Annotated in this window: 16 protein-coding genes; 7 read left to right on the top strand and 9 right to left on the bottom strand. The window is 62.3% G+C overall.

Annotation, left to right across the window (positions count from 1 at the left end):
- Positions 1-4: 4 nt before the first annotated feature.
- On the bottom strand, positions 5-349 hold the full coding sequence (locus tag V5735_RS12705) for a hypothetical protein (protein ID WP_026177792.1): 345 nt from the start codon (positions 347-349) through the stop codon (positions 5-7).
- Between the two features lie 171 nt (positions 350-520).
- On the opposite strand from V5735_RS12705, the gene V5735_RS12700 reads away from it, so the two are divergent.
- From V5735_RS12700 to V5735_RS12690, 3 genes are read left to right on the top strand one after another with little or no spacing between them, the layout of a single operon-like run.
- Positions 521-1627 (top strand): tRNA (guanine(26)-N(2))-dimethyltransferase, encoded by a 1107-nt coding sequence (locus tag V5735_RS12700; protein WP_423743856.1) that lies wholly within the window; start codon positions 521-523, stop codon positions 1625-1627.
- A 52-nt stretch (positions 1628-1679) separates the two neighbouring features.
- A complete protein-coding gene (locus V5735_RS12695) occupies positions 1680-2906 on the top strand; it encodes a YihY/virulence factor BrkB family protein (RefSeq protein WP_423743855.1) in 1227 nt (408 codons plus the stop codon).
- Positions 2907-2908: 2 nt separating this feature from the next.
- On the top strand, positions 2909-3754 hold the full coding sequence (locus tag V5735_RS12690; RefSeq protein ID WP_423743854.1) for a phosphatase PAP2 family protein: 846 nt from the start codon (positions 2909-2911) through the stop codon (positions 3752-3754).
- Here the strand turns inward: V5735_RS12690 and glnA are convergent.
- Entirely contained in the window at positions 3751-5121 is a 1371-nt protein-coding gene (glnA, locus tag V5735_RS12685) for a type I glutamate--ammonia ligase (RefSeq protein ID WP_423743853.1), read from the bottom strand. The genes V5735_RS12690 and glnA overlap by 4 nt on opposite strands.
- A gap of 124 nt (positions 5122-5245) precedes the next feature.
- On the opposite strand from glnA, the gene lrp reads away from it, so the two are divergent.
- The 3 genes from lrp to V5735_RS12670 all read left to right on the top strand — a co-directional run bounded on the left by lrp (position 5246) and on the right by V5735_RS12670 (position 6856).
- Positions 5246-5704: an HTH-type transcriptional regulator Lrp gene (gene lrp, locus V5735_RS12680; RefSeq protein WP_423743852.1), complete on the top strand. Its 459-nt coding sequence runs from the start codon at positions 5246-5248 to the stop codon at positions 5702-5704.
- Between the two features lie 41 nt (positions 5705-5745).
- The gene (locus tag V5735_RS12675) at positions 5746-6402 is read left to right on the top strand and encodes a helix-turn-helix domain-containing protein (protein WP_423743851.1); all 657 of its coding nucleotides are present in this window, start codon (positions 5746-5748) and stop codon (positions 6400-6402) included.
- Between the two features lie 124 nt (positions 6403-6526).
- Positions 6527-6856 (top strand): DUF7344 domain-containing protein, encoded by a 330-nt coding sequence (locus V5735_RS12670; protein ID WP_423743850.1) that lies wholly within the window; start codon positions 6527-6529, stop codon positions 6854-6856.
- A gap of 169 nt (positions 6857-7025) precedes the next feature.
- Here the strand turns inward: V5735_RS12670 and thsA are convergent, their stop codons facing one another.
- From thsA to eif1A, 6 genes are all read right to left on the bottom strand, one after another.
- Positions 7026-8693 carry a thermosome subunit alpha gene (thsA, locus tag V5735_RS12665; RefSeq protein ID WP_423746027.1) on the bottom strand — a complete coding sequence of 556 codons (1668 nt, stop codon included), beginning with the start codon at positions 8691-8693 and terminating at the stop codon, positions 7026-7028.
- A 142-nt stretch (positions 8694-8835) separates the two neighbouring features.
- Complete coding sequence (locus V5735_RS12660) at positions 8836-9384, bottom strand: KH domain-containing protein (protein WP_007976543.1); 549 nt, start codon at positions 9382-9384, stop codon at positions 8836-8838.
- Between the two features lie 258 nt (positions 9385-9642).
- Positions 9643-10143 (bottom strand): N-acetyltransferase family protein, encoded by a 501-nt coding sequence (locus V5735_RS12655; RefSeq protein ID WP_423743849.1) that lies wholly within the window; start codon positions 10141-10143, stop codon positions 9643-9645.
- A 25-nt stretch (positions 10144-10168) separates the two neighbouring features.
- On the bottom strand, positions 10169-11035 hold the full coding sequence (gene rio1, locus V5735_RS12650; RefSeq protein ID WP_423743848.1) for a serine/threonine-protein kinase Rio1: 867 nt from the start codon (positions 11033-11035) through the stop codon (positions 10169-10171).
- Between the two features lie 46 nt (positions 11036-11081).
- Positions 11082-11741 (bottom strand): nitroreductase family protein, encoded by a 660-nt coding sequence (locus tag V5735_RS12645; RefSeq protein WP_423743847.1) that lies wholly within the window; start codon positions 11739-11741, stop codon positions 11082-11084.
- 141 nt (positions 11742-11882) lie between these two features.
- Positions 11883-12167: a translation initiation factor eIF-1A gene (gene eif1A / locus V5735_RS12640; RefSeq protein WP_069449365.1), complete on the bottom strand. Its 285-nt coding sequence runs from the start codon at positions 12165-12167 to the stop codon at positions 11883-11885.
- 167 nt (positions 12168-12334) lie between these two features.
- Here eif1A and V5735_RS12635 point away from each other — a divergent pair, with 167 nt between their 5' ends.
- Positions 12335-12535, top strand: coding sequence for a DUF7470 family protein (locus tag V5735_RS12635; RefSeq protein ID WP_423743846.1), 201 nt, complete (start codon positions 12335-12337; stop codon positions 12533-12535).
- A 160-nt stretch (positions 12536-12695) separates the two neighbouring features.
- Here the strand turns inward: V5735_RS12635 and V5735_RS12630 are convergent, their stop codons facing one another.
- A complete protein-coding gene (locus tag V5735_RS12630; RefSeq protein ID WP_423743845.1) occupies positions 12696-13376 on the bottom strand; it encodes an MBL fold metallo-hydrolase in 681 nt (226 codons plus the stop codon).
- Between the last annotated feature and the right edge of the window lie 3 nt (positions 13377-13379).

Genomic DNA, 13379 nt, shown 5'->3' with positions numbered 1-13379 from the left:
CGGATTACAGGAACTCGCGTACGTCGGAGTACCACATGTCGTGGTGGTCCATCGCGTCGATGTGTCGGGCGATTTTGGCGGCGAGGACGTGCCAGCACAGGTCGGTCGGGTCGGCGGGGTCGAGATTGTACTCGCTGTCACGACAGGTACACCCCTCCTCCACGATGTACTCGTCCTCGAACCCGACGACGACCACGAAATCCCGGTACTCCTTGACGCGCCGTTCGGAAACGGCTTCGATGGCCTGTTTTCCCCTGTCGTCGTGCGTCGAGAGAATTCTTCCCACGATGTCGGGCGTGAGCGACCCCGCGTCGGCCAGTTCGGTTTCCCACTCCTCGACGCGGTTCACGGTATCCACTCCCCGGGAGAATGCGACCGGCAGACGGAGTTCGAAACCGAGGGCACGGGCCATCGGTTCGGACGGACGAAATAAACCCGTTCCGATAGCGAGGAGGCGGTCGGACCGCCGACGCGACGGCAACCCGTATCCCTTTTCGGGACGGAACGCCGACGGGCACGCATGAACGTCCGCGAAGGAGGAATCGAGGTGGAAGTTCCCGAGCAGGAGGGGGATGCCATCATCGACGACGTGTTTTTCAATCCGGTGCAGGAGTTGAACCGCGACCTGACGGTGGCCGTCCTACGAACGTACCGCGACCGCGAACCGCGGGCGGAGTACTACCTCGACGCCATGGCGGCCTCGGGAATTCGCGGCGTCCGCGCCGCCGCGAACGGCTGGAACGCGACCTGTGCCGACATCGACCCGGACGCCATCGAACTCTGCCGGGAGAACTTCGAGCGCAACGACCTGCCGGGGGAGGTCGTCCACCGGAACGCCAACGCGCTCATGCACGAGGAGGTGTTCGACGTGGTGGACATCGACCCGTTCGGGACGCCGATTCCCTTCGCCGACGCCGCCTTCGCCAACACGCGCGACCTGGTCTGCGTGACGGCGACCGACACCGCGCCGCTCTGTGGTGCACACTTTCACAGCGGCGTCCGGAAGTACAGTGCCGTGCCGCGCAACACGGACTACCACGCCGAGATGGGGGTTCGAATCCTCCTCTCCGCGCTCGCCCGCACCGCCGCCCGCTACGACAAGGGCGTCACGCCGCTCCTGACGCACGCGACGAGCCACTACGTCCGAACGTACCTCGAACTCGACGAAGGGGCGACGACGGCCAACGGAGCCATCGACGAACTCGGCCATCTCTATCACTGCGAGGACTGTCTCCACCGGGACCACGAGTACGAACTCATCGCCGACGCGCCCGAAACCTGCCCGGCGTGCGAGGGAAACCGCGTCCTCACCGCCGGTCCGGTGTGGCTCGGTCCGACCCACGACGCCGACTTCGTGGACGCCGTGAGCGAGAACGTGACCGAGGAGATGGGAACCGCGAAGAAGGCGAACAAGCTTCTAACGCAACTCTCGGGCGAACTCCACCGACCGACCCACTACGACCAACACCGGCTTTGCAAGGAGTGGACGCGTTCGGCCTCGGGGATGGATGAGTTCCTGGAGCGCCTCCGGGACGCGGGCTACGACGCCTCGCGCACCCACTACGGCGGGACGACGTTCAAGACGCCCGCCAGCGTCGCCGAGATTCGAGCGGCGACGCGACCGTAGCAGGGGTCGATAGTAGCCAACGCTTTTGGTTGGTTTCGTGGAAGTACCCGTCGTGACTATCGGAACGACGGCACGCGAAACCATCGACTACGCGCGCGAACAGGAGATAACGTTTCTCGCGGCGGGAATCGCGTACTACGCGTTCGTCTCCATCCTCCCGACGCTGCTGTTGGCGCTCGCCATCGCGTCGTTCGTCGGCGGCGACGCGTTCGCCAACACCGTCGTCGGGACGGTCCAGAGTCTACTCTCGCCGAAGGCGAAAGATGTCGTCCAACGCTCGCTCTCGAACGCGTCCGGTCGGCGGAGCGCGACCGTCGTCGGGTCGCTCGTCCTCGTCTGGAGTACGTTACGGGTGTTCCGCGGATTGGACGAGGCGTTCTCCCGGGTCTACAACGTGAACGCCTCCGAACCGTTCGTCGACACGATGACCGACGCCGCCGTCGTACTGGCGGTCATCGCGCTCGGCGTCGCCGGGGTCGCGGTGGTCAACGTCCTCCTGCCGTCGCTCTCGTGGGTTCCCTTCAGGCGGACCATCGTCTCCGTCGCGCTCCTGTTCGGACTGATTCCGGTCTTCTTACCCCTGTACTACTTCTTCCCCGACACCGACGTTACGATTCGAGAGGTTCTTCCGGGGACGCTGTTCGCCACGCTCGGGTGGACCGCCCTCCAAGCGATATTCGGCGTCTACGTCGATTCGGCGGCCCAGTTTTCCGCCTACGGCGTCCTCGGCGGGGCGCTGTTGGTGGTCACGTGGCTCTATCTCGGCGGTATCGTCCTGCTGTTCGGGGCGGTCATCAACGCCGTTCTCGCGGGACGGCACTTCAGGAAAACTAAAGGCGTGGCAGGCACCACAGAAAGACAGCAGGGAGTCAAAGGAGAGGACATGACCGACGATACAGAGCAGTCCGCACCGGACATCCTCGAACTCCACGGCAACGTAGAGCGGCTACAGTCCGAGTTCGAGGAGTTCGAGCACGACGTCGATGAGCGCACGGTTCAGAAATCCGAGCTGGAGTCGGAGCTGAAGGGGTACGTCCGCAGACGGATGCGTCGCGGACACGCACGCGGGTGGGGTCCGTATCTCGTCCTCCTCTACGGGACGGTGATGACGCTCGGCGCGTTCCGATGGCTCGACGGTGGATGGGCCATCGGCGCGATGATAGTCGTCTGGCTTTCAACATTGGGGCTGTACACCCTCATGGTGCTCGTCGGGTTCGGCGTGAGCGCCGCCGGGGTTCCGGGACGCGTCGGCGGTCGGATTAAGGACTGGCGCTCGTAACCATGAGTCGGGGTTGGGGCGTCGTTCAATTCCTCCACAGGACGTTGCCACACTGGGTACAGGAGGCGTTCTCCGTCGTCACGCAACTCGGAGACGCGTGGCTGTTCTTCCTCCTCGGCGCGCTCCTCTACTGGTACAGCGACGACCGCGACACGTTCGGGTTCCTCATCGGCGCGACGCTGGGGGCGCTCTCGTTGACGCTCGCGCTGAAGGGATTCTTCGCGCTGGCACGACCCCCGGATGCGGTCCGTTTCGTCGAGGCGACGGGGTACGGCTTCCCGAGCGGTCACGCTATCGGTTCGACCGTGTTCTGGTTCCTCCTCGCGCTGTCGCTCGACCGCTGGAGCCGAGGGAAGCGGTTCGCGGCCGCGGGTGCCATGGTCGCCGTCGTCTGCCTCTCTCGGCTCGTCCTCGGCGTCCACTTCGCGGTCGATGTCGTCGCCGGGGTCGCCGTCGGAGTTGCCTACCTCGCCGTCGTGGTCTGGGGGCTGAATCGACGACCGCGGGCGACGTTCGCCCTTGCAGTCCTCTGTGCGTTCGCGGCGTTCGCCGTCGCGGTGGTGTTGTCGCCCGTCGAAACGGCCCTCGCAGAGACCGGCCTCGTCGATGCCGTCACCGCGCTCGGCGGAACCGTCGGCGCGTTCGTGACGTGGGAACTGGTCGGTCCGCCGGACGGAACGGTCGGCGGCTGGTCGAGCATGGTCGGACTGCTCGTCTTCGGTGGGTTGTCGGCAATCGGACTGAAGGCGTCGCTACCGCTCGTCGTCGTCTTCGTCATCAACGCGGTCGTTCAGGGTGGAATCCTCGCGTATCCGAAAATAATAGGTCGAAAGGAAATCGGCGGTTAGAACTTCTCCAAGTACTTCTCCTTCTCCCAGTTGGAGACGAAGACGCGGTAGTCGGCGTAGTCCGCGCGCTTGGCCTCGATGAACTTCTCGACTACGTGCTCGCCGAGACCTTCCCTGATAACGTCGTCCTCCGCGAGCGCGTCGACCGCTTCGTCGAGGGAACCTGGGAGCGTCGTGATACCGTACTCCTCGCGCTTCTCGTCGGTGAACTCGTAGATGTCCTCGCGGACGGGTTTTCCGGGGTCGGCGTCGTTCTCGATGCCGTCGAGACCGGCCGAGATGACAGCCGCGAGCGAGAGGTAGGGGTTGCACGACGGGTCGGGGCTACGGATTTCGAAGCGCGAACTCGCACCGGCGGCGTCGGGGACGCGGATGAGCGCCGAGCGGTTGGTGTCGCTCCACGCGACGTAGACGGGCGCTTCGTAGCCGGGGACGAGGCGCTTGTAGGAGTTGACGGTCGGGTTCGTGACGGCGGTGAACGCCTCCGCGTGGTTCAGGATGCCGCCCATGAACTTGTAGGCCGTCTCGGAGAGGTTGAACTCGTCGTCGGGGTCGTCGAACGCGTTGCCCTCCTCGGTGAAGAGGCTGATGTGGCTGTGCATGCCCGAACCGTTGATCTCGCTGATTGGTTTGGGCATGAACGTCGCGTGGATGTCGTTCTGCTCGGCGACCGCACGGACGACGGCGCGGAAGGTGGCGATGTTGTCCGCCGCCGCGAGCGCGTCCTCGTACTTGAAGTTGATCTCGTGCTGACCGTCCGCGACTTCGTGGTGGCTGGCCTCGATTTCGAAGCCCATCTCCTCCAGCGTGAAGATGATTTCGCGGCGAACGTCGCTCGCCATGTCCTTCGGCGCGAGGTCGAAATATCCGCCGGAGTCGTGCGGGATGGTCGTCGCGTTGCCCTCCTCGTCCTTCTCGAAGAGGAAGAACTCGGGTTCGGGTCCGATGCTGACCGTGTAGCCCATCTCGTCGGCCCGGGCGAGGACGCGTTTCAGCACTTGGCGCGGACCGCCGTCGAACGGCGTTCCGTCGGTGTTCACGACGTCACAGATGAGACGTGCACTCGCGGAGTCGCCGTTCGAGCGCCACGGGAGGACGGCGAACGTCGACGGGTCGGGTTCGAGGCGCATGTCGCTTTCCTGAATGCGAACGAACCCTTCGATGGACGAGCCGTCGAACCAGATGCCCTCTTCGAAGGCCTTTTCGACCTGATGGGCGGGGATGCTGACGTTCTTTACCGTCCCCGTGATGTCGGTGAACTGGAGACGGACGAAATCGACGTTCTCCGTCTCGATGGCGTCCAAAACTTCCTGTTCCTCTGCGGATAACCCTGTATCCTCCTCAGTGGCAATATTTCCGTCTGTCATCTTTATAGACACCCTACGCAAATACATCCACCATTAAAACAGTATCGGTTGGTCAACTGTGCGATTTTCGCCCAGAATTGGATATTCGTTAAATTCTAATGGGTGGAGTGAGTTGGTTGGTGTAATGACGTACGAAAATCTCGATGCGAAGCTCGTAAACGAACTACTCGGCGACGGTCGAGCGAGCCTTCGAAGCCTGGCGGAGAAACTGGACGTCTCGGTTACGACCATCTCGAATCACCTGACCCATCTCGAAGAACAGGGTGTCATTCGAGGCTACTCCCCGCGCGTCGATTACGACGCGCTGGGATACGACGTGACAGCGGTCGTCCAGCTGAAAGTCGAGGGGAACGCGCTCCCGGAAGTGACCGAACGGCTGCAGGACCACGACCAGATGATAAGCGTATACGAGGTGACCGGAGATTACGACATCATCGCCATCGGGAAGTTCACCGATACGGACGGGATGAACAAGCAGATCAAGAAACTGCTCATCGACCCGGACATCAAGGAGAGCAACACGAGCGTCGTGCTCAACGCCGCGAGCGAGCACGAACAGTTCAAACTCGACGAGGACGAGTAAACGACCAATACTACTTAACCCCGGGGTGAGTCGCCTCGGTCATGAGCGTCATCGCGGAGTTCACCATCAGTGCACCGGACCTCGTACTGACAGCGACGCTCGAAGCGGTTCCGGGGATGACCGTCGAACTCGAACAGCAGATGGCGAGTTCGTCGGAAACCGCGCTCCTCATCGTCTGGGCGACGGGCGGAGACTTCGACGCGTTCGACGACGCGCTTCACCACGACCCGACGATAGAATCGCACTCTATCGTCGAGGAGTTAGACGTTCGAAAGCTGTATCGACTTCGGATGAATCGGGAGACGCTGTTCCCGGTGTATCCGGCCTACCAGAAGCTCGGTGCCGTTCCGATGGCGGGTCACGGCGCGAACGGGACGTGGACGCGGCGAGTCCGCTTCCCCGAACGGACCGCACTGGTCGAGTTTCAGCAGTTCTGCAGCCGAAACGACATCGCATTTTCCCTCGAGCGCTTGTACACGCCGGGTGACAGCGAATCGGCGTTTCACCTCACGGAGCCACAGCGCGAAGCGCTCGTATCGGCCTACGAGTCGGGCTACTTCGAAGTGCCGCGCGACGCCACGCTCTCGAAGTTGAGTTCGACGCTGAACATCAGCAAACAGTCGGTTTCCGAGCGATTGCGACGGGCACAGTCCCGCCTCGTCGAGAACACCGTTCTCGAGAAACGAGATCAGTCATGAAATAAACTGCCTGAAATATAAGGCCAACATTCAGTTTGGTTCGAGCACATATTTCCGGGTACGAGTTTCGTGACTCGAAACATAACCGTAACGACGGATTTCCACCAATCGTAGGACCCCACGGATGCCCACCTTAGACAACATCGACACGCCCGCACCGTCCGTCATCTTCTCCACACTGGCGAGTTCGCGCCGACGACTCGTGCTTCGGCAACTCATCGAACACGGACCATCGCTCACCGTACCGACCCTCGCCGAGCGGATTTCCGACCAACAGTCGGATACCGACCAACGGCGCGTGTTCGCCCAACTTCACCACAGTCACCTCCCGAAACTCGAAGATTCGGGGATGGTAGGTATCGAGGGCGACCGCGTTACGCTCGAAGAACACGCGGATGCCATCGAACCATACCTGCTGCTGGCGGAGCGGTACGACTCGATGCACGAAAAATAACGGTTAAAACGGCGTTTCTCTCGAAGACGGTTCGTCGGTTGGAGTGGGTAAGCGGGCCGTCTCGCGGGCTTCGCCCGCTCGACGGTAGAGGTTTCTTCGAAACCTCTCTTACATAGCCTTGGCCGAGGGAACCTCGGCCGTGCAATGAAATTTCTCCTTTCGTCGAAATTTACATTGCGCCGCCCATGCCACCCATTCCGCCCATGCCGCCCATGCCGCCGGGGGCACCGCCGGGCGCGCCGCCTTCGTCATCGTCGTCGCCGACCTTGCCGCCGGAGAGGTCACCGGCCGCGATAACGTCGTCGATGCGGAGGAGCATGACGGCCGCTTCCGTCGCGCTCTCGACCGCTTGGGTCTTCACACGGAGGGGTTCGACGACGCCGTCGTCTTTCATGTCCACGATGTCGCCGGTGTACGCGTCGAGTCCGGCGCTCTCCTCGCCGCCGTCGTGTTTGCTGCGGAGGTCCACGAGCGAGTCGATGGGGTCGAGTCCAGCGTTCTCCGCGAGGGTGCGCGGGATGACTTCGAGCGTGTCGGCAAACGCTTCGACGGCCAACTGTTCGCGGCCTCCCACGCTGTCGGCGTAGTCGCGCAGGGCGAGCGCGAGTTCCGTCTCGGGGGCACCGCCGCCGGGGAGCACTTTGCCGTCTTCGAGCGTGACGCGAACGACACCGAGGCTGTCCTCGATTGCGCGCTCGACCTCATCGACGACGTGTTCCGTGCCGCCGCGGAGGATGAGGCTGACGGATTTCGCTTCTTCGACTTCCTCGACGAAGATGCGCTGGTCGCCGCCGACGTCCTTCTGTGCGACGCTTCCGGCGAACCCGAGGTCGTCTTCCGTGATGTCGTCGACGCTGTTGACGAGGGTCGCGCCGGTCGCGCGAGCCAGTTTCTGCATGTCGCTGGATTTCGCGCGGCGGACGGCGAGGATGCCTTCCTGCGCGAGGAAGTGCTGGGCCATGTCGTCGATACCGCCGTCGACGAAGACGACGTCGGCGCCGACATCGACCAAGGAATCCACCATGTCACGGAGCTGTTTTTCCTCTTGGTCGAGGAACTGCTGGAGTTGGTCGGGGTCGGTGACGTTGACTTCCGCGTCGATCTCCGTCTCCGCGATTTCGAGCGCACCGTCGACGAGGGCCACGTCGGCGTCCTCGGCGAAGTACGGCATGTTGTCGTGGACGCGCTCCTTGTCGATGATGACGCCGTCGACGAGTTCGGAGTTGTCGATGGTGCCACCGACGACCTTCTCGACTTTGATGTTGTCCGTGTCGACGTCATCTTCGTCGGCGACGCTCTGCACGGCGTTAACGACGAGGTTGGCGAGGTGGTCCTTGGCGTTTTCCGCGCCCTTGCCGGTCATCGCCGTCGAGGCGATCTTTTCGAGGTATTCGGTGTCGTCCGCGTCGACCTCGATGGCGTTGTCTTCGAGGACTTCCTTCGCCTTCTCGGCGGCCTGTCGGTATCCCTGTGCGAGGGTCGTGGCGTGGATGTCCTGTTCGAGGAGGTCCTCTGCCTTCTGAAGGAGTTCACCCGCGACGACGACGGCGCTGGTCGTTCCGTCGCCAACTTCGTCCTCCTGCGTCTGGGCGACTTCGACGATCATGTTCGCCGCCGGGTGCTCGATGTCCATCTCCTTGAGGATGGTTACTCCGTCGTTCGTGACGACGACGTCGCCCATCGAATCGACGAGCATCTTGTCCATCCCTTTCGGGCCGAGTGTGGTACGTACGGCCTCTGCGACCGCCTTTCCGGCGGTGATGTTCATCGACTGTGCGTCCCGTCCGGAGGTTCGCTGGCTGTCCTCGGAAAGAACGATAAGCGGCTGGTTGCCCATTGGCTGTGACATAGTCATCACGTTCGTTGATTGCGATTCTATATAAATCTTTTCTTGGCGCAGTGAGAACGTGCCACACAGGACTCTCGCGGGCGAGTGGCACAAAGTAACACAGAGCGTTTATATGTGAAAAAGGAGGTCGTTATCCGCTGAACTGGTGGTATTCCATTCCTTGTCGCTTCATCTCGTTGCGTTTGCGTTCGAGGAAGGAGTACACCGACCCGTGTGGCGCGCCGTCGAGGAGCATCTCGGCGGCGCTTCGGACGGCCTCGACCTGTTGTGGTTGGCCGATGATACCGAGCGTCGTGCCGTAGATAACCACATTCGCGCCCGTCAGTTCCTCCATCAACTGCCGCGTTCTGCCGTTCTCACCGATGAGACGGCCCTTCTGGCGCTGGAGGTCGTTCTTGTTCCGTGCGGCGGCTTCGATATCCAGGAGGTCGAACAGCATCAGGTCATCGTCGAGGAGGACGAGGGCCTCTTCGGGCGAGAATCCTCGTCCGATAGCCTTGACGATTTCCGGCGCTTTCAATCCACGAACGGGGTCGCCGGTCTGCTCGACGCGAACGGACCCGTCGTCCGAGTCGATATCGAGACGCACCTCTGCACGGCTTTCGATTTCGCGCATCGTCTCACCACCTTGGCCGATGAGAACACCAATCCTGTCCTGCGGAATCGTCACGTGCTTCATACGAATTCTACCACGTGAGGCCGTTTAAGCCCTTCCACCTTTTCCTGCGGTCGGGAGCCGAAAGCGACGCCGAGCGGCGTCGCTTTCGGCCTTCCTCCCTTGCAAAAGTGGATCAAAAGCCAGCGTCATCCCCTCCAGCGCGTCTTCGACGCGCGTTCGGGGATTCCTCGGCCCGGAAAATCGGAGATTTTCCGGTGGGGAAAGGGGGACAACGGTGGTTGCCTCACCGGCTGTTTCAAGTGGCTGTCTCACCGGCTGTTACGGGTCGAGTTCCGTCCGATAGACGTACTCCGGGGCGCTTCCCGCTTCGAGTTCCGAGATTTGCTCGCCGACGCGTTCGAATCCGCGTGCTTCGTAAAACCCGATTGCGCCGTCGTTTTCGGCGAAGACGGTCAGTTCGAGCGTCGTTGCACCACGGGATTCGAGTTCATCGGAGACGATTTCGAGGAGTCGAGTTCCGACGCCGCCTTGCTGACAGTCCGGCGAGACGTACAGGGTCGAGAGGTCGGCGATCGGCGTGTCGGCGACCCCTTTCGAATAGCCGACAACGGTGTCCCCGTCCACCGCGACGAAATACGGACGGGTAGGGTCCGTGACCGCGGCCTCGACGGCATCTGGCGTGTACCACGTCGAGAGTTCGGCTTCGATGACCGCCGTCGAAAGGAAATCAGCGTACGCGTCGAACCACCCGCTCCTCGCCACGCGGCGGATGTCCGGCACGTCCGACGGACGTGCCGGACGATTCTCGATGTCACCCATACAGACAGTCTTAGAGGGCGGAAAATCAGCCTTCCGACTCGGCGTTCTCCCGAATCCACGCTTCGAGTTCGTCGCCGTGCACGTCCAGTCCCTGTCGGCGGAAGAACGACGCGACGTTCGCACAGTCCCGCGTCATGAACTCGCCGCTGTTCGGATGGTGGAACGTGACGGCCTGTCCGACGTCGATGATGCAGAGTTCGCCGTCGCTGACGAGGATGTTGTACTCCGAGAGGTCGCCGTGGACGAGTCCCGCGTCGAACAGTCGTCGCATGTACTCCCGGACGACTTCGAAGGCGGTCTGGGGGTTTTCGAGTCGCGCGTCCGCGAGCGTCGGCGCGCGACGGCCGTCGTTGCCCATGAACTCCATCACGAGCACGTTCCGCTGGACCGCGATGGGTTCCGGAACGCGAACGCCCGCCTTCCGGGCGCGTTCGAGGTTGGCGAACTCCTTTCGAACCCACGCGAGGACAATTCGCTTTTTGTCCCCACCGAGTTCTTCGAACCGCGGGTCGCCGACGAGATACTCCCGCATGTCGCGGAAGTTGCTGGCGCTGATACGATAGATTTTGACCGCGACCTCCTCGTGTTCGTTGTCGTCGCCCAGTGCGCTGTAGACGGTGGCTTCCTTGCCCGAGGAAATCGGCCCGCCGAACGCTTGGACGTAGCCGTCCTGAACGAGTTTGTACAGCGCGGCTAGCGTGGCGTCATCGAAGACGGACTGCTCGACTTTGAACTGCTCGGAGTCCTTGATCCGTTCTCTGAACTGGTTGAACTCGCGGTCACGCCGCCGTGCGATGCGGTCCGCTTCGGTGTCGGAGACGTCTATCTCCTCCCACTCGTCGCCGGGGGCGTCCGCGTTGTCCGGGTCGAGCAATCCGTACTCCTCGTTCATCTACTCCCGACTATGTGGAGGAACCGTAAAAGGGTGGCCCGTTCGGTTAGTAGGATTCGCGGTGCAGAATTTCGTCCGCGGACCGACGCGGCAGTCGGTCCGGTTCCTCGCCGCCGCTCGGTCCGACCGCGAGCAACATCACGGGAATCTCGTCGTCGGGCAGGCCGAGGAACTCCGCGATTCCTTCCTGGTCGAAGCCTATCATCGGCGTCGCGGTCAGGCCGCGCGCGTGTGCGGAAAGCATGAGATTCTCGGCGGCGAGACTGGCGTTCCGAATCGCGTAGTCCCGACCCATTCCGTCGTCGTCGTACATCTCGGCCGTCTGTGCCTTCGTCTGCTGGGCGGTTTCCTCGTCCATGCGGCCCGCGTCGACCCAATCCTCGAACACGCGGTCCGCCGTCTTGGCGTTCGTGTGGCCGACGACGAGGATGGCCGTCCCCGCATCGCGAATGTGTTCCTGGCCGTAGGCGAGTTTGACCACTTCGTCCAGTCGCTCCTCGTCTTGGACGACGACGAACTCCCAGGGTTGGAGGTTGTACGAGGACGGCGCGATCGCCGCGTCCTCGATGAGCGCTTCGAGCGTCTCGTCGGAGATGTCCTCCTCCGGGTCGAAGTTGTGACCCGAGCGGCGGGTTCGCAGTCCTTCGACGAGTTCGGGAAACTCCGCGTCGTGTGCGACGTCTTCGGCAGCGAGTTGTTCGGACATACACGTCACAAGGAATCGAGTATTTAACCCAAGCACGGAAACGGCCGCGATTTCCGATTGGAGTGTGGTAGCAGACGACGCTGAAAACCGCTGCAGCGATCGCTCTCGGTACACTGTCCGACCAAAACGTCCGCCGCCGAATCAGTTGATGTGACCTTCGCGTCGAAGTTGGTCGGCCTGTTGCTTGTCGTAGCGCCACGTGATGTCCGCCTTCTCGTCCTGCCAGTCCCACGGTTCGACGAGCACGATGTCGTCCTCCCGAATCCAGACGCGTTTTTGCATCTTTCCGGGGATTCGAGCGGTTCGTTCCTTGCCATCGGCACAGCGCACTTTCACCCGGTTGGCACCGAGCATGTTTGTGACTGTGGCGAATACCTCGTCGTCGTCCGGCATTCGGAGGTTTTTCCGTCCACTGCTGTCACTCATGTCTCGTCCCCACGTTCGTGTGGTATACCTTTAAATCCGCCGTCCGTGGCTTCGGTCGCACGTGTCGAACGCGACGTCGAGCGGTGGGGGTACGTCGTGGAGGCGGCGCTGTAACGCTCGTCTCGCCAACTGTCGGTTTTAAGGCAGTGGCAGACGCAATCCGGCCTATGTTCGACAAACTCGGTGCGAAAGGTATCGCGGGGTTATTGGTCCTCCTCGCCGGAATCAGCGTCATCGCTATCAAGAGCGTCATTATCGCCGCCGGAATGGGTCTCGTCGTCATCGGCTTCGTTCTAGCCGCCTGGGGACTCGTTTCGGGGATGCTCTCCAGTTTCGGCATGGGCGGAATGATGGGCGGATTCGAATAGTCGGACGCCATCGATTCCCGTTGGGTCGGTGAATCGCCCACGAATCCCGTCGAGAGAGCTGGTTTCGTGGACATGTCTCTCTTCTCGAGCGTTAGGCCAAGTCGTCGAAGACGGAGACTGGTCCGAAGCGTGTTCACGGGGTGGTCGACGGCAGGCCCAGTTATGCGACGATACTCGACAACAGGTCGTGACCGTCCTCGAGAGGGGGGCCGTGCCCCGGACACGCGTATCGAAACCCCTCGGTTCGGTCGCAGAGCGACTCGATGCTGTCCGCGACTCGTCCGGTGTCGTAACTAGAAATCCGCCCCGACGGGCGGAGGCGGTCCCCTAACCCGTACGCGAGGTCGCCGAGAAACGCGGCGGAGAGGTCCTCGTGAAGGTAGACCACGTGACCGGGCGTGTGTCCCGGCGTGTGATAGACCCGAAAGTCACCGACCGTATCCCCGTCTTCGACGGAACGGATGGGAAGGTCCGGCAGCGTAAGCCGTCGGTAGTACAATCGGTGGAGTGCCTCGATTCCGTGGCGGGCGGTCCACGGAGGAAGTCGATTCCCGGCGACGTACGGTGCTTCCAGCCGATGAACGTACACTGGCGCATCCAACTCGGGAGTCAGTCCGGAGAGCGTCCCGACGTGGTCGGCGTCGTAGTGGGTCAACAGCACTCGGTCGATATCCCGCGGTCCGATATCGGCGTCACGGAGACCGTCTCGTACCGTCGTTTCATCGCCGGGCCAACCGGCATCCACGAGCGTAATCGTGCCGTCGTCGACGATGTACACGTTCGGTTTGTCCCGTGTCCGACAGTCGATGTGGCGAAGGCCGTCCGGTAGGGATGCCGTCATCAG

This window comes from Haladaptatus sp. SPP-AMP-3 (genome assembly GCF_049568665.1).
Classification (GTDB): Archaea; Halobacteriota; Halobacteria; order Halobacteriales; family Haladaptataceae; genus Haladaptatus; species Haladaptatus paucihalophilus.
Note: the sequence above shows the minus strand (reverse complement) of the source record. Positions and strands in the feature narration are given on the sequence as shown.

What these genes read in the sequence shown, in the direction of transcription:
- V5735_RS12700 (WP_423743856.1), top strand. Translation starts at nt 521, where the DNA reads ATGAACGTCCGCGAAGGAGGAATCGAGGTGGAAGTTCCCGAGCAGGAG.
- V5735_RS12690 (WP_423743854.1), top strand. Translation starts at nt 2,909, where the DNA reads ATGAGTCGGGGTTGGGGCGTCGTTCAATTCCTCCACAGGACGTTGCCA.
- glnA (WP_423743853.1), bottom strand. Translation starts at nt 5,121, where the DNA reads ATGACAGACGGAAATATTGCCACTGAGGAGGATACAGGGTTATCCGCA.
- lrp (WP_423743852.1), top strand. Translation starts at nt 5,246, where the DNA reads ATGACGTACGAAAATCTCGATGCGAAGCTCGTAAACGAACTACTCGGC.
- V5735_RS12675 (WP_423743851.1), top strand. Translation starts at nt 5,746, where the DNA reads ATGAGCGTCATCGCGGAGTTCACCATCAGTGCACCGGACCTCGTACTG.
- V5735_RS12670 (WP_423743850.1), top strand. Translation starts at nt 6,527, where the DNA reads ATGCCCACCTTAGACAACATCGACACGCCCGCACCGTCCGTCATCTTC.
- thsA (WP_423746027.1), bottom strand. Translation starts at nt 8,693, where the DNA reads ATGGGCAACCAGCCGCTTATCGTTCTTTCCGAGGACAGCCAGCGAACC.
- V5735_RS12660 (WP_007976543.1), bottom strand. Translation starts at nt 9,384, where the DNA reads ATGAAGCACGTGACGATTCCGCAGGACAGGATTGGTGTTCTCATCGGC.
- V5735_RS12655 (WP_423743849.1), bottom strand. Translation starts at nt 10,143, where the DNA reads ATGGGTGACATCGAGAATCGTCCGGCACGTCCGTCGGACGTGCCGGAC.
- rio1 (WP_423743848.1), bottom strand. Translation starts at nt 11,035, where the DNA reads ATGAACGAGGAGTACGGATTGCTCGACCCGGACAACGCGGACGCCCCC.
- V5735_RS12645 (WP_423743847.1), bottom strand. Translation starts at nt 11,741, where the DNA reads ATGTCCGAACAACTCGCTGCCGAAGACGTCGCACACGACGCGGAGTTT.
- eif1A (WP_069449365.1), bottom strand. Translation starts at nt 12,167, where the DNA reads ATGAGTGACAGCAGTGGACGGAAAAACCTCCGAATGCCGGACGACGAC.
- V5735_RS12635 (WP_423743846.1), top strand. Translation starts at nt 12,335, where the DNA reads ATGTTCGACAAACTCGGTGCGAAAGGTATCGCGGGGTTATTGGTCCTC.
- V5735_RS12630 (WP_423743845.1), bottom strand. Translation starts at nt 13,376, where the DNA reads ATGACGGCATCCCTACCGGACGGCCTTCGCCACATCGACTGTCGGACA.